Genomic DNA, 16,331 nt, shown 5'->3' on the forward strand with positions numbered 1-16,331 from the left:
TACGGCGGGGCCCTCGCCGACGCGATCGACATGCACTGATCGTGGTCGCCGTGGCGGCACCGCCCCGACGGCGGTGCACGCCGTGCTCCGCGCCGTGCTCTCCCGGCTGCTGGACGCCCACCCGGGCCGTGCACTACGCACAGGAGTGGGCCCTTGTCGCCGTCACGGCCGTCCCGGGGGCGGCGCTCGGTACGTACGGGCTGGCCCGCGCCGTCAGGCGGCTCGCCGCCCCGCGCCTGCCCGTGAACCCCGTGCCCTGAGCCCGCGCTAGCCCGTGGGCCTGAACCCGGTCGGCGGGCGGGGGTCCCGGCGGGCCGCAGGCCGGTCGGCGGGCTCCGGCGGGAGCTTCGGGCCGACGACGTACTGGTTCTCGACGAGGTGCTCGTAGATCTCGAAGTCGACGGCCTGCCACCGCCCCATGTCTCCGTGGACGGCCCGGAACTGGGCCGGAGTCGGACTGGTCACTGTTCTCACCTCTCCCGTCAAGGGTGCGGGATCGCAGGTCGTTCCGCACGCCGCACGGACAGGGCCATCGGAGTGACGGCGAGACCGGTCCTACGGGGCGGGGACGGCGTCGGCCGTGAGGCCGGCGAGGTGCAGCGCCCGGTGCACGGCGGGCAGGTCCCAGTCCGCGTCCCGGCCGCCGTTCCCGCTCTCGGCGACCAGCGCATCCAGCGCCCCGGGCGTCAGCCGGTAGTTCTCCGCGGCCTCCAGGAGCTCCCCCGCGCCCGGCCCGTGGCCGGCCAGCAGCCTGAGGACCTCCTCGCGTTCCACGAAACGGCTCATTCCGCAGTCGAGGCCGTCGTCCTTGAGGTCCGCGGGGTACGGCGCGCGGGCCCAGGCGCCGTTCTCGTACCAGTAGACACAGCCCAGCTCCCAGCCTTCGAGCAGGTCGCGCAGGGTCTCGTACGGGAGCCAGTCCGGGGCCTTTGCCAGCATGTCGACCGCCGGCTCGTGCCATTTGACGTCGCTCGACTCGTCCTCGCCGTAGAGCACGAAACGACCCTGGCCCATCCGGGCCAGGGTCCACCAGGTGCAGCCGGCGTCGTCGAGACGGAGCCGGGCGCCGTCGATCCAGTGGCCGGTGCGGTGGATCCCGTGGCCCTCCGCCTCGGTGGTCGCCTCGAGTACGGCGACGAACGCCCACCGCGCCCACAGCAGTTCCGCCGCGGGCAGGTCCCCGGGCCGGCCCGGCCGGTGAATCGTCATGGCGTCTCTGCTCCCCTTGCCGGTGACACACGCGTACCGGCAAGATCGTAGCCGCAGTTCACCGAGGTGTCGGAGGGGCCGAGTTCGGCTGCCGCACCGTACCGTCAGGGTTTCGTCTTGTGCGGGACGTCCGTGCACAGGGCCCAGATGACGAACACGCCGATGCCGATGGCAATGATCGACCAGAGCGGCTGGTACGGCAGCCACATGAAGTGCAGGATCACGTAGAGGCAGGTCAGGACGATACCGGCGATCCGGCCGGCCTCCGACCCCTTGAGGATCGCCGCGCCGGCACCGAGCACGAGGACGCCGACGATGATATGGATCCAACCCCACGCCGTGAGGTCGAACCTGAAGGTGTAGTCGCCGAAGCGCTGGTACACCTCGTCGTTGGCGACGGCGACGATGCCTTCGAGGATGCCGAAGACGCCGCTGACGACCATCAGGACACCCGCGAACATCGTGCCGCCCGCTGCCCAACCGCTGTGGGTACTCCTCGGCGTGGTACTTGGCGTGCTGCTCATCGCGCAGCCTCTCTCTCGGTTGCGGGACGGGCTCTCCATGCCGAACCGGTCCCGTACCCCATCGTGCGCACCCATCGCGCGCGGCGCACGTCGGGCCGTGACGCACCAGGTGACCGGCAGCAGCCCGTGGACAGGCCGACCGGATTCCGCGTGCGGCCATCGGTGGGCGCACCTCCTGTGGCTGCGGCTTCACCGGGCAGAGACGGCTGTCCGCTCGCACCGTTCCCGGGCGCGCGCAGAACGGACCCGGCCGTAGCGGGGATCGAGTCAGGTCACCCCGGTCCTCACTGGGTGTCGATGGCGAACTAATCTTCGGATCATGGCCTTGCGACCTGACGAGTTCTACGACCACGCGATTGCCGCTGCTGATGGGGAGCGTCGGCTCCCGCTCGCGCGCATGACAGGGTGGGACATCAGCCCGTTCGAGCCGGAAGGATTGCGCGTTGCGCCGCTGCGCCCTCCGGTTCTGCCCGAGCCTCCGCGACACGGTGAGGACCCGTCGAATTGCGGGGCGTGCCGTGACCGAGGCGATGGGATCTGGTTCAACGACAGTTGGCGGCTCACCCGGATCACGGGAGTTGGTGTGCCGCTGGTGCTCATGCTGCATCCTCGCGAGCACTATGACATGGCTGACCTGCCCGATGAGCTGGCAGCCGAGCTGGGGGTCCTGTCCACTCACATCGTCCGCCACGTGCAGGCCCTGCCACACATTTCGCGAGCCCACGTCTACCGCCTCGGAGATGGAGGCGCACATCTGCACATCTGGTTCTTCGCCCGGCCCGAGGGACAGACGCAGCTGTACGGATCATGGATGCCCGTCTGGGACGATCTGCTACCGGAATACCCGGCAGATGTTGCAGAGGCGGACGCGGTGATCGTGGCAGAGGCATTGGTCGCTTCCGTCGGAGGTCGCCGGTCGGCTGCCGGCGAATCGCCGCACGACTGATTGCAAGCTGTCCCATCCTTCGACCTCGGCGCTGACCGTGCTCACACACGGTCATGTCCGGGGACCCTGGCTGCTGTTCCGTAAAGCGTTGCCTGCTCCGGAACTCCACGTCAGGGTCAGTCCGCCGTGACGGCCTCGAGGTGGCGGAGGAAGCCGGCGAAGCCCTGCGTCGGCTTCGGATCGTCCTGCTCCGGCAGGGCTGGACGGTGTGTCCGGGCTGGCCGAAGGCCAGCGCGAAGCCCGAGCCGAGAGCCAGGGGCCCATCCGGGTCAGCCACTACCTCACGCGTGCGGCGGGGTATGGAGCCTTCACCCGGGACGAGTGATCCGGCGGCCGCGCCGAACCGTCACGCGGCTCCGCCCCGGCGAGCAGGAGCCCGTCCCATCCCGGGCCGGGTTCCTGCTCGTGCCGGTCACTCAACCGGGGCGGAAGAGAGCTCGTCCAGGGGCTCAGGCCACGCACACCACCATGCTGGTGACCGGAGTCCAGTTGGCGGTGGTGTCCTGTGAGGGCGAGTGGGGCGTGCGGTAGATGCCCGAGCTGGTGTACATCGCAACCCGGTCGTTCGTGCCGGCCAGGTTGTTGTACCACCAGCCGCCGCCGTACCACGGCATGCCGGTGGACCCGCACCCCCATTCCGCTCCGAACCCCTTCTCGGAGCTGTAGCCGCAGAAGTACCCGGCCCTGTAGGACGCTGCCAGTTCCGCCGGGGAATCCACGCCGCGCAGTAACGTTGTTCCGTTGCCGAGGCTGATCCGTTCCACCCCGGCGCGGTCTGCGCCTGCCGTCTCGTCCGCCGCGGACGGCGCCGCCGTGGCGGTCGCCGCTGCCAGAAGCAACCCGAGGACCGCGAGCGTGCCCCGGGTCCGGCGTGCGGCGTGGGTGTGTCGAACGCGCATGCGCTTTCTCCTTCACCTGGATGGCTGGTTGCCCAGGCTGACGCGTGGGCCCACCTGCCACCAGGCTGTGAGCTGTCCGGGCTTGTCCGGGACAAGGAGGCCGCCGTTGACCAGCGTTGTCCGACGGCGCTGGGAGCCCGGCTCCCGGGCAGCAAGCAGCCCCGTTGCCCCGCCCTCGTTGGCAGCTCCGTCGCCGGGCGTCGCCACAGCCGCCGGCCGGGGCTCGCTACGCCGGCGGTGGTGTCCAGCAGTCGGGGCCGCCGCCGCGCCAGTCGACCAGAGCGGGGTCCGTGACGTCGAAGTCCTCGGCGTTCTCCATCCCCGTCGCGGCGAGGAAGACGGCGATGTCGCTGAGCCGGTACGCCGTCCCCAGACTCTGGGCGTCGCACCGCACCCGGCGCCATCCTCGGTGGTCCGGGGGGTGTACCACCACGCGGGAAGTCGGGGTCGGCGCGTCGGGTCCCGGGTCGTTTCCGGGGCAGGCGCTCGTCATGCCGCTCTCACCCAGCCCCTGGCCCTCGCTGCGCGGCGGAGCTCGACCGGGCCGCCCGCCGTACGGACCGGGCCCGACCGGTACGGATGAGCGGCGATGGCGCGCGAGAGCGCGATCAGCCGGCGGGGGAGCGGCGTCGCGCCGGCGGTCGAGGGCCGCCGGGCCAGCTCCCGGTAGGTACGGAGCCACTCGGCCTGGAGGGAGACCAGGCCGTCTGGGAAGGAGGTGCACTGCATCCACCAATTCAAGCATGTGTTCGATTTACGGCGCGAGTGGAGCCCTGCAGGCCAAGGACGCGGTTCGCTTGGTTGACGCCGCAACAAGGCAGCGTTTCGCCCGCCGGTGGCGGTCGAGGCGCTCCTGCATGCGAGGGGCGACGCCTCGGGCGCGGACCTGTTCCTGCGCGAGGCACGCACCGGTCACGGTTTCGACCTCGTGCGGTGCTCGCCGGACACAAGCTGCCCATCCACTGCGGCGGCCGCGGGCCAGCCGCCCCAGTGGCGCACGGTGGACCCGATCGGCCTGGTCACCGTAACGGGGCCGGGGCTATTTGCTCCCCGAAACGGCACGGCGGCCGAACCGGGTCGATGGACCGATCTGGCGGGAACGCTCCGCGCAGTTCCTCGGCGGCGACCACATCACCGTGCCGGCACGGGTGGACCCGGCGCGGCGGGAGGACCTGCTGGACGCCGTCCGGGTGACGCCGCCAAGTGGCTTCAGGGGGGCGTCGGGAAAGGTCGCGGACTCAACAGCGGGTGAGTGTGCCGCCGTCCAGGGTGGACTTGTCGCTGAACACCCAGCCTTCGGTGCCCGTGCCCGCGATACGGGCGTAGATCCACTTGTTGGCCTCGGCATTGGTGACGTAGCAGTCGTAGGAGACCTTCGTGCCGGACTTGACCAAGGTCACATAGGAGCACGCCGCGTACGGACCGGTGTAGAGGTGGGTTTCCTGGGCCGCGTGGCCGTAGCCGTTGCTGCTGTTCGAGTGGGCCCAGCCGGTGCACGCCGTCGACACCGGGGTGGGCTCCTTCACCGTGGAACCGGGGGTTGCCTTCGGAGAGGCTGACGGGTCTCCGGCCGGCTTGCCGCCTCCGTTGCCCGGCGATGACGTGGGACCGGTCTCTCGGCCTCCGTTCTTCTTCGACGGGGTGCCGGACGGCGTCCCGCCGGGGCTGATGGACTTGCCGCCCGCGCCGGGCATGTCACCGCCGGCGGGGGTGCTCGCGGCCGGAAGAGCGGTGTCCGGCCCGCCGCCCTCGACGCCTCGCATGTCCACCAGAGCGTAGGCGACTCCGCCGCAGGTGAGGACGGTGGCGGCCGCCACCGCGACGATGGTACGGGTGCGGCGGCGCCCGCGGACCATCGTGGCACGGGTCTCGGAACCACTGTTGTGACCGGCGGGTATGCCGGGCCCCATGGCCTGCTGCGCGGCGCCCGCCTGCGGAGGGGCAGCGGCGTACGGGCCGGCCGGCATGTAGGGAACGACGGGCTGGGGCGCGGGCGGGGAGAACGGCGCGGCGACGACGGGACCGAAGCCCGGCGGAGTGACGGGCCGGGGCGCCGGTGCCACCCCGAGGTCCGCCCCCCTGCCCTCGGCGACCGCCTCCAGCATCTCGCGCGCCTGCGCGGCGTCGGGCCGCTGCAGCGGATCCTTGGCCATCAGCGCCTGCAGCACCGGCGTGAGCGGTCCGGCGCGCCGGGGCTCGGGCAGCGGTTCGCCGACGATCGCCGCCAGCGTGGACCACACCGACGTACGGCGGAAGGGCGAAGCGCCCTCCACGGCCGCGTACAGCGTCATGCCGAGCGCCCAGATGTCCGACGCGGCACCCGGTACCTGGCCCTGTGCGCGCTCCGGTGGCAGGTAGTCGAGAGAGCCGACGATCTGACCGCTCTGGGTCAGCTTGGCCAGGGCCTCGTCGCCGGAGGTCTCCATGCTGGCGATGCCGAAGTCGGTGAGCACGACCCGGCCGCTGCGTTCGAGCAGTACGTTGCCGGGCTTGACGTCCCGGTGGAGGACCCCGGCCCGGTGGGCCGCGTCGAGCGCGTCCATCAGCTTGGCGCCGATGGCGGCTGCTTCGCGCGGATCCAGTGAGCCGCGCTCCTCCAGCACATTGTCGAGGGACGGCCCGTCGACCAGCTCCATGACGATGACCGGCAGCCCCTGCTCCTCGACCACGTCGTGCACGGTGACCACACCGCTGTGACGGATACGGGCGGCGGCCTGCGCCTCCCTCTGCATCCGGACCCGCAGATCGGCCAGTTCGGCTGGGGATGCGTCGGTGTAGGCGCGCAGCACCTTGACGGCGACCTCGCGGTTCAGCAACTCGTCCACCGCCCGGGCGACGACACCCATGCCACCGCGGCCGATCGTCGCGGTCACGCGGTATCGCCCGCCCAGAACCTCGCCGGCCAGATCCGCGCCGTTCGCCCCCGTCACCTGTCAACTCCCGTTCGCCGCACTGTTCGCATCCCGCCATGTGTCGGGCACCAGGGTAGGGGTTCGCCCATGTGCGAGTGCGCACGGCCCGGTCCTCGGCACGCAGGTCGCACCTTCGTCGCGTCAGGAGTCAGCTCCGCTCGTCGAGCGATGCGTGGGCACCTGCAAGGACCTGGTGTTCCAGGGCTCCCATCCACTGCACGAACGCCGCGTCTGCGGCCGCCCAGTTCACGCGGCTGCCCAGGAGCAGGCGGTCGACGAGCCGCCCGATGCCGTATCCGGTGGCCGCCGCTGCAGCGGGCAGGCCGAAGGCCCCCGACAACGCCACCACCAGGTACCAGTCGCCGAACTCGTCCGGCGAAGCCCTGCCGAACCGCGCCGCCTCCACCGCCGTCATCACGTACTGCGTCCACGGGCTCGATCACCAACACCCACAGTGGATTGTGCATCGACACCAACGGTCCGCAACGACCCGGACTCAGCGTCGTGCTCCGTGTGTGTGGGAACTACAGCGGTCAGATCTGGGGCTACGACGAGACGGGCCTGCACCTCACGAACACTCCCAGCGGCCTGTGTCTCGACACGAACGGGAAGCCCGCCAGCGGCGTCACAGCCGTGCTCAATCCATGCGGCTACTACAGCGGCCAGCAATGGCACTACGACGCCGGTGCCGGCCGGTTCGCCAACCCGGCGAGCGGCCTGTGCCTGGACACGAGCGGACCCCCGGACATCAACCTCGACCTGGCACTCAACCCCTGCGGAAACCACACCGGCCAGGGCTGGCAGATGTGAACGCCGCCCGAAGGATGCTGCGTACGCTCGACCGGCGGGCACGCGCACGCCGGCGGCCGGGCCGGCCTGGTGGGTGGCCCGGCCGTCGCGCGTGGAGTGGGGCGGGGTCGTGGACGCTGTCCGGTATCGCCCGTGCGCGTCCTGCGCGGGGAGCGGTATCAGCAGTCCGAAGTCCAGGTGTGTGAGCCGCCCCGGTCGTTGGCGCCACCGTTGTAGCCGACCTCCTGGCCGGGGGCCAGACAGAGGGTGACCCCGCTCGTGAGTTCGCGTCCGTCGTAGACCTTGACGTGGTCCTTGACCCCCGGTCCGGAGACCCCGTGGTTCGCCCACGAGGAGTCCTGGTTGTTCATGTTGCCCTCCCACCAGTGGTCGTCGCCCGAGTGTTCGATCTTCATGCCGTCGAAGTTGGCGTGCGTCCAGACGCAGAAGTAGCCGCGGCGGCAGTCGGCTGCCTGCGAGGCGGCGGCGGTGGCCAGGAGCGCGGCAGTGGAGAGGACAGCAGTGGCGAGCAGAACGGTGAGGCGCTTCATCGGGGCATGTCTCCTTGGGACGAGGGGTGGTTGAGCACGGTGGTGGCCTCGGAGAGGGCGCGGGTGCGCATGCGGTGCCAGTCGGCGAGGTCGGCGCGGTGCCGGTCGCGGACCTCGCTCAGGGGCCGCTGGGTGTGGGAGGCCTCGGCTTCGAGGTTGTTGACGATGACCGACACGCGGAACCAGCGGCGCTGATCGCCGTAGAGCCGCTGCTGGGCAGCGCCCAGACAGCCGTCGGTGTGGGCGCGTACGACGTACCCGGTGGGCAGGGTGAGGGAGAGTTCCGTCGGGCCGTTGCCGAACAGGGCGGAGGTGATCTGCTGCTCGTGGGCGGGCGGCGGACTCTGGCCGCGGCGGGGCGGGGTGAGTCCCTGGCGCGTGAGACAGGCGTCGGTCAGTGCCTGGGTGGCCGCGTTGATCACCTCGTCCGGAGCCGGGACGGGCGCGGCGGCCGAGCAGCCGGTCAACAGGAAGCCCAACAGCGGCAGGAGGCCGGCCGCCGAACGGGGCGGTGGGAGAGGAACGCGCATCAGGGTTCCCGGCCTACTCGACAGGGCAACCTTGCACCCGGTCAGCGGGTCCGAATGGGCGGCCCGAAACCCGTGCAGGCGCTTCACCTGCGGTGAACGAGGAGAACGCTGTGCAGGGCACGCACTTTGCCGCAGCCTCACCCCTGCGGGTATCCCCCGTCCACGGAAGCGCAGAAACCCAGCACCGGCCGGAGGTGCCCTGCGGGGCCGGCCAGGGTCCAGTCCGGGCCCCGCACACGCGGGATGACCCCGACCGCCGTCTTTGCGGTTCCCTCAGACGTCGGCTGGGTCCGGGCCGCGCAGGGCGCTGGTCAGCGGGGCCAGTACGCGCCATCCCGTCGTCTCGTACAGGGACCGGCCCTCTGGCGTCGCGCCCAGCACGCCTGCTCTGGCCCCCTGTTCTGCGGCAGCCTCCGTAAGCCGGTGCATCACCAGGCGTCCCAGGCCTCGGCGCTGGTGGGCCGGGTCGGTCTCCACCTGGTCGACGACGGCCGTGTGGCCGGTGACGGCGACCTGGCCGCGCGCGGCGAATGCGCCGTCGGCGGTGCGCACCAGGGCGCGGGTGACGCCGTCACGTGTCCAGGTGTTCATCTGGTAACCGTCGGGCCCGGGGCCCGGGGCCCGGGTGGGCGCGATGGGCAGGGAGGCGGACATCAGGTAGCCGGATCCGCCGGCGAGGTGCCAGCCGGGGGCCAGCCACGGTTCGAGTGTTTCCGGTGGAACGAAGGCCTTCAGCCAGGCGCCGGGTGCGGTGGCGTGCTCGGTGATCTCGTGGACGGTTGCTTCGTCTGCAGAGTGCAGTACGTGGCGCATGACGTGTCCGTGCAGGCCCACGTCGACGGTGAAACCCCAGGCGGCCGGTACGGGTTCGGCTGCGCCGCGCGAAGCGGACCAACCGTGAACCCATGCCCGTACGGCCTCGGCCGTGTGAGCGAAAGGCAAGACTTCCCCCCTCGTTGGTAACAGGTGAGCTCCTTCAGTGATTATTACATCGATGGTGGGATGGCTGGTGGAGGAGGGGGGTGCTGCTCGTGAGCCTGGTCCTCGGCTGCCTCACCGCCAGCGGCGGCGGCGCCGTCACCGTGACCGGCCTGGCACCCCGAGACCGGGATCACCTTCTGTCCCTCCGACGAAAACGGCGCGCGCGCCAGGTCGGCTGGGCGGGGCCGGCGCCCTGGACTTCCACGCTCCGGCGAAGGCCACCACGTGCATGCCCGAAGAGGCCAACACCTGGGTCGTCAAGGGCGGCTTCACGCTCCGTCGGTGACGGCCCGGAGGTTCGCAGGTCTTCGTCCTGCTGCTCCGGCCGCGGGGCCGAGCGGGTGACGGGGGATCGTTCCTGCGCGTGCGGCCTGCGATGTCACCGCCGGCCCGGCCGCGCTGCGCGGTTGGCGTCACGCGGAACGACCCCCGCTCTCCCGCCGGGCGGCGGACACCGGCCGACCCCCGCCTCACCCACCGGGCAGGGTTGCCCCGGAGCCGGCCAACCGGATCCTGCCGGGACGGGCCCGGACGCTTGGCGGTGGCGCGGACAGCGCCGCGGACGGGCAGCCCGGTCCTGATCCGGATCAGGGTGATAACGGGCTCCCCTCGCGGAGGTACACCGCAGTGCCGGACCGGGCGGCGGTATGGAGCGCGGTCAGCGTCTGGAGACGAGCGGCGAGCGGGGTGTCCTGCAGTTCGTCCAGGTGCTTGAAGGCGTGGAGGTCGTGCTCGGAGCTCAGGCGGATGGGCCGGTCGCCGGTGTAGACGCCGCCGTGGAAGAAGTAGTCGATCACGGGGCCGGTGTTCTCGACATCGGCGCGGTGGTCCGTACCGATGAGCCGGGGTACGTCGTCCAGGTCGGCCCCGGTTTCCTCGCTCATCTCCCGCCGGGCGGCAGCCCATGGGTCCTCGCCGTGGTCGAGCATCCCGCCCGGGAGCCACCACTGCCCGGCGGCAGCCTGGCCGGGGCCGTACCGGAGAAGGAGGACGCGGCCGTCAGGGTCCAGCATCATGACGCAGGAGGCCACGATCGTCCGCGGCAGCGTCTTGATCCACTCCTCTCGGGGAATCCACATGCTCAGGCCTCCCGTGCAGCCAGGGTCCGGGCGGCGGTCTTTTCCAGGTGCGCGGTGAACAGTGCGGCCGGGTCGGCAACGCCGAGCCGGTGCAGCGCGACCATCGCCGTCACCAGGACGTCGCACACCTCCGCTTCCACGTCCTGCCATGTGTGGGACCGGCCCTTGCGGGGATTGGTGCCGGTGGCACCGATGACGGCCTGGGCGGCTTCGCCGAACTCCTCCCCGATCTTGAGTACCTGCAGTACTCGGCGCTGCTCCGCGGGGACATGGGCGGCGGCCTCGTCGAGGAAGACGGCAAGCTCCCCGGTGATGTCCCAGGCGTTCTTCTCCACGGTGGTTCCCCTTCGTCCGGCTGTTGTCCGTTCTCAGCCCTCTCAACGAATCGGCGGTGCCCCGGATGCTCGAACGCCCGTTTCCGGCGGTCGGCCGGTGGCCAGCCGCGGCTCGGGCTGCGATCGCTCTGCCCGTCAGAGGCGCCGCTGTCGAAGGTCGGGCTCGGGGCCGCTGCATCGTGCGGCTGGCTGTCAGACCCTGTGACGCGGTCACTGGTGAGAACGCGACCGGCGGCCGCGAGCCCCCCTGGTCCATTCGGCCCTCCGCGCTGCGGCCGGCGCCGGGCCGGAATCGACCTGGAGTGGCGCGCTCGACCCGAACCAGCGGGTGCGGCCCTGGGTCTCTCACCCCTTGGCTGTGGCGGTGCAGTCGTCATCCCCAGCCCGTTCGGGGGATACGCGGGCTGCATCCGGCGCGGCTGCCGCTCTGCCGGGGCATCCCTTGGTGGAACGAAAGGGGACATGATGCCGCTCTATCTGTCGAGGTTCAGCTACACACCGGAGACTTGGGCGAGGCTGATCGTCAGACCCGAGGACCGCGCAAAGGCCGCTCAGGCGTACATCGAGTCCGTCGGCGGGAAGCTCCACGGCTTCTGGTACGCCTTCGGCACGCACGACGGATACAACCTGTGGGAGGCGCCCGACAACGTGTCCATGGCCGCGGTTGCGCTGGCGATCAGCGGAGGCGGCGCGCTCAGCTCGTTCGAGACGACGGTCCTCCTGACCGTCGATGAAACCATGGATGCCCTGCGCAAAGTCGAACGGGTCCAGTACCGGGCGCCGGGTGCGTAGCGGTCCGGGCCGAGGCGTCCTCGTGAGCCGCCGCTCCGACGACCTGCACGCGGGCCGCCACGACCCGGCGCGGAACTGACGCGGCACCGTGGGGTCGTTGTGCGCCGTTGTCACAGCCGGCGGCTACCTTGCAGGTCAGCACACAGCCGAGGCAGGACGCAGGGACGGGGAGCGGCAATGGTCGTCGAGGTGGGGTACGCGCAGGCGTGGGACCTGGAGGCCCGCGCGCCCTGGCGGCCGATATCGGCCGGGGAGGCCCGGGAACGGGATGCCGCCGGGCTTCCGCACGTCGTCGTGTACCGGGAGCCGGGCCGGGAGGCTCCGTTGGAGGTCCGGCTGGTCGCCTGGCAGGACCATTACGTCGGGCTGTGGGTCTACGACGCCCAGGGCCGCCGCACGTACGACCTGGACATGCGGCTGCTGGACGACCCGTCGCGGCTGCTGCGCCGGTACTCCGTCGGCTGGTACTACACCGGCCCGGAAATGGCGGAGTTCGACAAGGCGTGCCCGCGCATCACCGTGGACCTCTTCCCCGACGGGAGGGGCCGTCGGACGGAGGCGCGGCAGGGGCAGGGCGGGGGCTCCTACGCCACCTCGCCCAGACTCCGGGACGACGAGCGCTGGATGGACCGCCCCGCCTTCGGGGAATGGCCGCTGCTCTCGGCCCAGGTGCACGGACTCACCGAGCCGCCGGCCTTCGAGGCGGTCGAGGCCGCCGAGGCCGCAGAACCCGGGCACGGAGATGCCCCCGCCACCTGCTGGCGTCCGCCGCGCCCCGCGCAGCCCGGGCCGATCAACGAGCTGTTCCGGCCCGGGGTGCGCGTGACCGACGGGTACCACCCTGAGATGACCGTCGTGGAGCCGCGCCGGGTCGGCACCCTGCGCGTGCCCGGCGGGCTGCTGGCCGTCTCAGGCCCGGACGCCGACGACGGCGACGGGCCGCGCATCACGGTCCCCGTCCCGCCCGGGGAGTACGTACTCGACGAGGCGCGGGTCCGCTACAGCTACCACTGCGAATGGCGGGACGCCGAGGTCGAGACCACGGCCCCCACGGCCGTCCGCCTCCTCGTCGGCGAGACCCCTGCCGCGACCTGGGAGATGGCCCTCGGTCCCGACGACGATCCCCGGCTGTTCATCGAGGAGCAGATAGCCGGCTTCGACACCGACGGCGCCACCGGCTGCTTCGCCGACGCCGGGGCCTGGGAGCCGCTCATCGCGCTCTTCGAGCGGGGGCTGATCCAGGGGGAGCCGGACCTGGAGGGGTACGAGGACATCGACGACGGCTCCATGTTCATGCAGCGCACCTGGGACGAGGCTTCCGGCGGCGAGCTCATGGCCTTCGCGACGACCGGGGACGGCACCTACCCCGTGTGGGTCGGCCGCTGCGAGGCCGGCGAGGTGGTCGGCGTCGTGGTGCTGGTGGAGGGGATGCCCGAGCTGCTCCCGGAGCGGGACGAAACCACTGCCGATGCCTGAGACGACGTAAGTGACCGACCGGGCCTTCCGGCCCGGCACCCACACCTCCGGGATGACGTCCTCGACCCGGTCCCCTGCGGCAGCGTGCGCGTGCCGAGCGGGGTGCCGGCGGTGGCCTGCCCGCAGAGCCGGGACGAGGAGCCGAGCACCGCGGTGGCCGTGCCGCCGGGCACGCACCCGGTGGAGGCGGCGTGGGCCGAGGTCGCGAACGGGCCGCCCTGCGGCGGGAACGAGGCGACGGTGGAGCGTGCTCCTTCAGGCGGTCATCGTGGCGCGGGATGGGTGGCGCACACGGTGCCGCGGCCGTCGATGAGCGCGCAGGCCCGGGCGTCGTCGGGGGTGGTTGCGGGGATCATGCGGGTGTGCGCGTCGTTCCCGTACCGCTGGCGGTATTCCTCGGCGTTCCCCTGTTTCGGGTGGACCATGACCCGGTCTCCCGCAGCAGTGCCGCTCATCTTGGCCCAGACGGCATGGCAGTGGGCGCTGTACCGCAGTTCGACACGGGCACCGTAGTCGTGGCCGGTGTACGCGGTGATCGCGTCTTTCGAGCACATGGCGGTTGCCGGCTCCAGCGATGCGCACGAGGCGCCCTCGCAGGTGGCGGTGGGGGCCGGCGAGACCACGGACCCTGAGGGCGTGGGCGGTCGTGCATCCTGTGTCGCCGGGCCCCGGTACTGCACACCAGCCCAAGCCGCGGCCGCCAGCACTGCCACCGCTCCCCCAGCCATGAGGGTAACCAGCCAACCCGCTCTGGCCGGCGACTGTGCAGAGGGAGGGGTCGGGTCAGGTTCCCGCGTCACGCTCACCGGCGCCGACGTCCGTCTCGGGACGCCTGCCCTCTCCTGCAGCACGCAGCGGTGGAGGGCCAGGGCCTTGTCGGCATGCCGGCTTGGCATGTGCTCCCGGCGCCGCCGCCGCTCACGGCGCAGGCACGGCGACCATGGCGCGCCAGAGCCGGCCGATGGACACGGACTCCACGGGCAACTCGGGCCACCCCGGCTCGCACGCGTCCACCGGCGCCAAGCACGGCCCTCGCGGATACCAGCTGAAGTTCACCAAGAACTGGGAGCACCCGGACCGTTCGACGCTCGCGCTCGTCCGGGACGGCATGCCGGTCAAGACCTACCGGGCCGGGTCCGGCGTGGGAGTCACGGACGAATGCCGGAGCAACAGGGGATGGCTGCCCAGCGGGACCTACCAGGTGAAGGGGCACCAGACCAATCGAAACAGCGCGATCAAGGGCTATGCCATTCAGCTCTCCGACAAGAAGTGCCGCCCCAAGGAGGGGAAGACGGCGGTGAAGCGCGGTGATCTGTTCATCCACAGCGAGATGACCAAGAACGGCGGACGCGGCTCCACCGAGCCGACCCGATGGGACGGCGACGGCGACTACAAGTCCCTTGGCTGCATCAAGCTGACGCCCGCCGACATCAAGGACCTGTTTTCCCGCTTGGCGGCTGCCCACTGGCCGAAGGACCTGACCTTGCAGGTGAACTGACACCCGGAGGCGAGAGGGCTCGCGACGGAGTCGGGGATCAACTCGGGTGCCGGCCCGGCGAGTTGCGGCGCCATCGTGGAGCGGAACCGCTCCGGCGGCGTCCGGTCGACGAGCCCGCCCAGGTCGAAGCCGCGCACCGAGGAGACTGGGTGCCGCGCCGGCGTCACATCGTCGAGGACCGGCAGCAGCAGCGCGCTCGCCAGCTCCGGTCACGTAGTCCTCGCGGGGCGAATCGACCCGGCGGGCCGCCTCGGGCCGTTCCGCGCCGTCCCGGACCACGGTGCCATGCCGGGGCTGTCAGTGGGGCGTCGGACAATTCTGATCATGGTTCACACGTTCCCCATGACCCTGCCCGCTTCGCTGGTGGAGGCGCACCGGGTCGATCTGGCCTCCAAGCCCTCCGACGGCTGGCGCTTCGCGGTGTTCGATGTTGCGACGGCCGCGTCCGGCGATACGTATGTACTGGGCGGGGCGCGCCGTTACCGGACTCCGGCGCAGCCTCCGCAGGACCCGGCCGAGCGGAACTTCACGTACGGGATGGTCACCCGGCACGCGCCGGACGGGACTCCCGTGGACACGGCCCTGTTCGCACAGCCGCACCCGGACGGCTCCCCTTCGGCGATACCCGAGGCGGGGGACATGACGCTCGCGGTGCTGCCCGACGGGCAGGTCGCCCTGAGTGAGAAGCCGGGCAGCACCTTCCTCCTCTCTGCTGATCTGAGCCGGGTCACGGAGTCCTGGCGGATGCCCTTCGGCTGGTCCGTCGAGGAGGCCGGGCCGGGGGACCCGTATGCGGTCTCCCTCTCCGTCACCCCGTCGGGCAGGCTGCTGGCCGTGACCTCCGAGTACGGGCTGAGCAACTGGGCGGGCGCGCATGCCAACATCGTCGCCGTCTCGGAGCCCGGCAGCGCCCTCGCTCCCGGGGCGAAGCCGCCGTTGAACGCCATCGCCTCGCTCGACGACCGGACCGACCGCCAGACCGATGCCGACCTGCGTCCCTACGTCCGCTACCAGGGCGCGCCGGTCGGCGGCGCGAACCGGCCGTCACCGTCACTGACCGAGCTCGTCTCGTCCTGCACAAGGCGGCCCTACGAGTACCGCGACTGCTGGCTGGGCCGGCCCGCGCCGCTCGGCGACGAACTCTTCGTCGTGCCGGTCTTCAGCCGCATCTACCGATCCGGGAACAGGGGCGGGGAGTTCACCTTCGCCCTGCTGGACGACCAGGGCCGGCTGACAGGCCGCCTGGAGGGCCTGGACCTCTACAAGGACAGCCCCTTCACCGGCTTCTGTTTCACCGTCGCCGGCGACCCGCACCGGGGCCGCGCCTTCCACCTGAACCGGTACGGCCTCTACGGATGGACCTCCGACGGACAGATGCGGGCCAGGACGTCCACCGAGGACGAACCGTTCAAGGCCCTGACCCACTTCGCCCTCATGGGGTGCGCCCCCGCCGGCGAGCTGCTTCTCGTGCACCGCAAGCAGAACCTGCTCCTGCGAGTGCCGGTACCGGAGGACCTGGGCGATCTGCCGGCGGCCTTGGAGGATGCCCTGCGGACGTACGGGACCCAGCGCACCGCGCTGAAGAAGCGGTTCACCCCCGTGAACTGGCACTGGGCCGAGGCTTCGGCGAGGGTGCACCGGCTCTGAGCCCCGGCCGGCTGCGCGGTCCGCTCACCTGCGCGGGATGCGCTGACGCCGGTCTGCTCGGGCGGATGTTGCCGGGCCTGGACGGCGCAGGGTCGCGAGCGGACCCCTGTCGGTCTGTCAGCGACCCTGCGTGTCCTCGAGGAGCGGTGGGGCCCGGTGCCCG

Annotated in this window: 21 protein-coding genes and 1 pseudogene; 8 read left to right on the forward strand and 14 right to left on the reverse strand. The window is 71.5% G+C overall.

Annotated elements, in window-relative coordinates; genetic code table 11:
- Positions 1-128: 128 nt before the first annotated feature.
- On the forward strand, positions 129-260 hold the full coding sequence (locus tag IF09_RS47935) for a hypothetical protein (protein WP_267882150.1): 132 nt from the start codon (positions 129-131) through the stop codon (positions 258-260).
- Between the two features lie 7 nt (positions 261-267).
- On the opposite strand, the gene IF09_RS45620 is transcribed toward IF09_RS47935, so the two are convergent.
- The 3 genes from IF09_RS45620 to IF09_RS0115180 all read right to left on the reverse strand — a co-directional run bounded on the left by IF09_RS45620 (position 268) and on the right by IF09_RS0115180 (position 1,733).
- Entirely contained in the window at positions 268-465 is a 198-nt protein-coding gene (locus IF09_RS45620) for a hypothetical protein (protein ID WP_158709975.1), read from the reverse strand.
- A 90-nt stretch (positions 466-555) separates the two neighbouring features.
- A complete protein-coding gene (locus IF09_RS0115175) occupies positions 556-1,209 on the reverse strand; it encodes a hypothetical protein (RefSeq protein ID WP_030295864.1) in 654 nt (217 codons plus the stop codon).
- A gap of 104 nt (positions 1,210-1,313) precedes the next feature.
- Positions 1,314-1,733 (reverse strand): DUF7144 family membrane protein, encoded by a 420-nt coding sequence (locus IF09_RS0115180; RefSeq protein ID WP_030295866.1) that lies wholly within the window; start codon positions 1,731-1,733, stop codon positions 1,314-1,316.
- A 319-nt stretch (positions 1,734-2,052) separates the two neighbouring features.
- On the opposite strand from IF09_RS0115180, the gene IF09_RS0115185 reads away from it, so the two are divergent.
- Complete coding sequence (locus tag IF09_RS0115185) at positions 2,053-2,679, forward strand: hypothetical protein (RefSeq protein ID WP_051832470.1); 627 nt, start codon at positions 2,053-2,055, stop codon at positions 2,677-2,679.
- Positions 2,680-3,128: 449 nt separating this feature from the next.
- Here the strand turns inward: IF09_RS0115185 and IF09_RS0115190 are convergent, their stop codons facing one another.
- The 3 genes from IF09_RS0115190 to IF09_RS40250 form a co-directional block, all read right to left on the reverse strand.
- Complete coding sequence (locus IF09_RS0115190; RefSeq protein ID WP_030295869.1) at positions 3,129-3,578, reverse strand: hypothetical protein; 450 nt, start codon at positions 3,576-3,578, stop codon at positions 3,129-3,131.
- Between the two features lie 226 nt (positions 3,579-3,804).
- Entirely contained in the window at positions 3,805-3,972 is a 168-nt protein-coding gene (locus IF09_RS46980; protein ID WP_234320999.1) for a hypothetical protein, read from the reverse strand.
- A gap of 95 nt (positions 3,973-4,067) precedes the next feature.
- Entirely contained in the window at positions 4,068-4,307 is a 240-nt protein-coding gene (locus IF09_RS40250) for a hypothetical protein (RefSeq protein ID WP_037634868.1), read from the reverse strand.
- 198 nt (positions 4,308-4,505) lie between these two features.
- Here IF09_RS40250 and IF09_RS46985 point away from each other — a divergent pair.
- Positions 4,506-4,765 (forward strand): annotated as a pseudogene (locus IF09_RS46985) (DNA-binding transcriptional regulator); the annotation flags it as partial.
- Between the two features lie 51 nt (positions 4,766-4,816).
- Here the strand turns inward: IF09_RS46985 and IF09_RS0115205 are convergent.
- Positions 4,817-6,508, reverse strand: coding sequence for a serine/threonine-protein kinase (locus IF09_RS0115205; RefSeq protein WP_030295873.1), 1,692 nt, complete (start codon positions 6,506-6,508; stop codon positions 4,817-4,819).
- Positions 6,509-6,638: 130 nt separating this feature from the next.
- Positions 6,639-6,905: a hypothetical protein gene (locus tag IF09_RS45625; RefSeq protein ID WP_030295875.1), complete on the reverse strand. Its 267-nt coding sequence runs from the start codon at positions 6,903-6,905 to the stop codon at positions 6,639-6,641.
- Between the two features lie 23 nt (positions 6,906-6,928).
- Between IF09_RS45625 and IF09_RS45630 the strand changes: the two genes are divergently transcribed.
- A complete protein-coding gene (locus IF09_RS45630) occupies positions 6,929-7,300 on the forward strand; it encodes an RICIN domain-containing protein (RefSeq protein ID WP_267882154.1) in 372 nt (123 codons plus the stop codon).
- 158 nt (positions 7,301-7,458) lie between these two features.
- Here IF09_RS45630 and IF09_RS0115220 read toward each other — a convergent pair whose 3' ends face one another.
- The 5 genes from IF09_RS0115220 to IF09_RS0115240 all read right to left on the reverse strand — a co-directional run bounded on the left by IF09_RS0115220 (position 7,459) and on the right by IF09_RS0115240 (position 10,755).
- On the reverse strand, positions 7,459-7,830 hold the full coding sequence (locus tag IF09_RS0115220) for a peptidase inhibitor family I36 protein (RefSeq protein ID WP_030295879.1): 372 nt from the start codon (positions 7,828-7,830) through the stop codon (positions 7,459-7,461).
- Positions 7,827-8,360, reverse strand: coding sequence for a hypothetical protein (locus IF09_RS0115225; RefSeq protein ID WP_030295881.1), 534 nt, complete (start codon positions 8,358-8,360; stop codon positions 7,827-7,829). Before IF09_RS0115225 ends, IF09_RS0115220 begins: the two co-directional genes overlap by 4 nt.
- Before the next feature lie 273 nt (positions 8,361-8,633).
- A complete protein-coding gene (locus tag IF09_RS0115230; RefSeq protein WP_030295882.1) occupies positions 8,634-9,302 on the reverse strand; it encodes a GNAT family N-acetyltransferase in 669 nt (222 codons plus the stop codon).
- A 626-nt stretch (positions 9,303-9,928) separates the two neighbouring features.
- Complete coding sequence (locus IF09_RS0115235; protein WP_037634871.1) at positions 9,929-10,420, reverse strand: NUDIX hydrolase; 492 nt, start codon at positions 10,418-10,420, stop codon at positions 9,929-9,931.
- Between the two features lie 2 nt (positions 10,421-10,422).
- Entirely contained in the window at positions 10,423-10,755 is a 333-nt protein-coding gene (locus IF09_RS0115240) for a MazG-like family protein (RefSeq protein WP_037634874.1), read from the reverse strand.
- 465 nt (positions 10,756-11,220) lie between these two features.
- Between IF09_RS0115240 and IF09_RS0115245 the strand changes: the two genes are divergently transcribed.
- A complete protein-coding gene (locus IF09_RS0115245; protein WP_030295888.1) occupies positions 11,221-11,547 on the forward strand; it encodes a GYD domain-containing protein in 327 nt (108 codons plus the stop codon).
- Positions 11,548-11,724: 177 nt separating this feature from the next.
- Positions 11,725-13,023, forward strand: coding sequence for a DUF4241 domain-containing protein (locus IF09_RS0115250; protein WP_030295891.1), 1,299 nt, complete (start codon positions 11,725-11,727; stop codon positions 13,021-13,023).
- Positions 13,024-13,286: 263 nt separating this feature from the next.
- Here the strand turns inward: IF09_RS0115250 and IF09_RS47940 are convergent, their stop codons facing one another.
- A complete protein-coding gene (locus IF09_RS47940) occupies positions 13,287-13,919 on the reverse strand; it encodes a DUF2690 domain-containing protein (RefSeq protein WP_078613260.1) in 633 nt (210 codons plus the stop codon).
- Between the two features lie 44 nt (positions 13,920-13,963).
- Here IF09_RS47940 and IF09_RS40255 point away from each other — a divergent pair, with 44 nt between their 5' ends.
- Both IF09_RS40255 and IF09_RS0115265 read left to right on the forward strand, forming a co-directional pair.
- Positions 13,964-14,521 (forward strand): L,D-transpeptidase family protein, encoded by a 558-nt coding sequence (locus IF09_RS40255; RefSeq protein WP_078613261.1) that lies wholly within the window; start codon positions 13,964-13,966, stop codon positions 14,519-14,521.
- Positions 14,522-14,845: 324 nt separating this feature from the next.
- On the forward strand, positions 14,846-16,168 hold the full coding sequence (locus IF09_RS0115265) for a hypothetical protein (protein ID WP_030295895.1): 1,323 nt from the start codon (positions 14,846-14,848) through the stop codon (positions 16,166-16,168).
- Positions 16,169-16,331 lie beyond the last annotated feature (163 nt).

The sequence above is a fragment of the Streptomyces katrae genome (genome assembly GCF_000717655.1).
Taxonomy (GTDB): Bacteria; Actinomycetota; Actinomycetes; order Streptomycetales; family Streptomycetaceae; genus Streptomyces; species Streptomyces katrae_B.

Excerpts from the sequence above, each read along its gene's own strand:
- IF09_RS0115175 (WP_030295864.1), bottom strand. The coding sequence starts at position 1,209 with ATGACGATTCACCGGCCGGGCCGGCCCGGGGACCTGCCCGCGGCGGAA.
- IF09_RS0115180 (WP_030295866.1), bottom strand. The coding sequence starts at position 1,733 with ATGAGCAGCACGCCAAGTACCACGCCGAGGAGTACCCACAGCGGTTGG.
- IF09_RS0115185 (WP_051832470.1), top strand. The coding sequence starts at position 2,053 with ATGGCCTTGCGACCTGACGAGTTCTACGACCACGCGATTGCCGCTGCT.
- IF09_RS0115190 (WP_030295869.1), bottom strand. The coding sequence starts at position 3,578 with ATGCGCGTTCGACACACCCACGCCGCACGCCGGACCCGGGGCACGCTC.
- IF09_RS40250 (WP_037634868.1), bottom strand. The coding sequence starts at position 4,307 with ATGCAGTGCACCTCCTTCCCAGACGGCCTGGTCTCCCTCCAGGCCGAG.
- IF09_RS45625 (WP_030295875.1), bottom strand. The coding sequence starts at position 6,905 with ATGACGGCGGTGGAGGCGGCGCGGTTCGGCAGGGCTTCGCCGGACGAG.
- IF09_RS0115220 (WP_030295879.1), bottom strand. The coding sequence starts at position 7,830 with ATGAAGCGCCTCACCGTTCTGCTCGCCACTGCTGTCCTCTCCACTGCC.
- IF09_RS0115225 (WP_030295881.1), bottom strand. The coding sequence starts at position 8,360 with ATGCGCGTTCCTCTCCCACCGCCCCGTTCGGCGGCCGGCCTCCTGCCG.
- IF09_RS0115235 (WP_037634871.1), bottom strand. The coding sequence starts at position 10,420 with ATGTGGATTCCCCGAGAGGAGTGGATCAAGACGCTGCCGCGGACGATC.
- IF09_RS0115245 (WP_030295888.1), top strand. The coding sequence starts at position 11,221 with ATGCCGCTCTATCTGTCGAGGTTCAGCTACACACCGGAGACTTGGGCG.
- IF09_RS0115250 (WP_030295891.1), top strand. The coding sequence starts at position 11,725 with ATGGTCGTCGAGGTGGGGTACGCGCAGGCGTGGGACCTGGAGGCCCGC.
- IF09_RS47940 (WP_078613260.1), bottom strand. The coding sequence starts at position 13,919 with ATGCCAAGCCGGCATGCCGACAAGGCCCTGGCCCTCCACCGCTGCGTG.
- IF09_RS40255 (WP_078613261.1), top strand. The coding sequence starts at position 13,964 with ATGGCGCGCCAGAGCCGGCCGATGGACACGGACTCCACGGGCAACTCG.
- IF09_RS0115265 (WP_030295895.1), top strand. The coding sequence starts at position 14,846 with ATGGTTCACACGTTCCCCATGACCCTGCCCGCTTCGCTGGTGGAGGCG.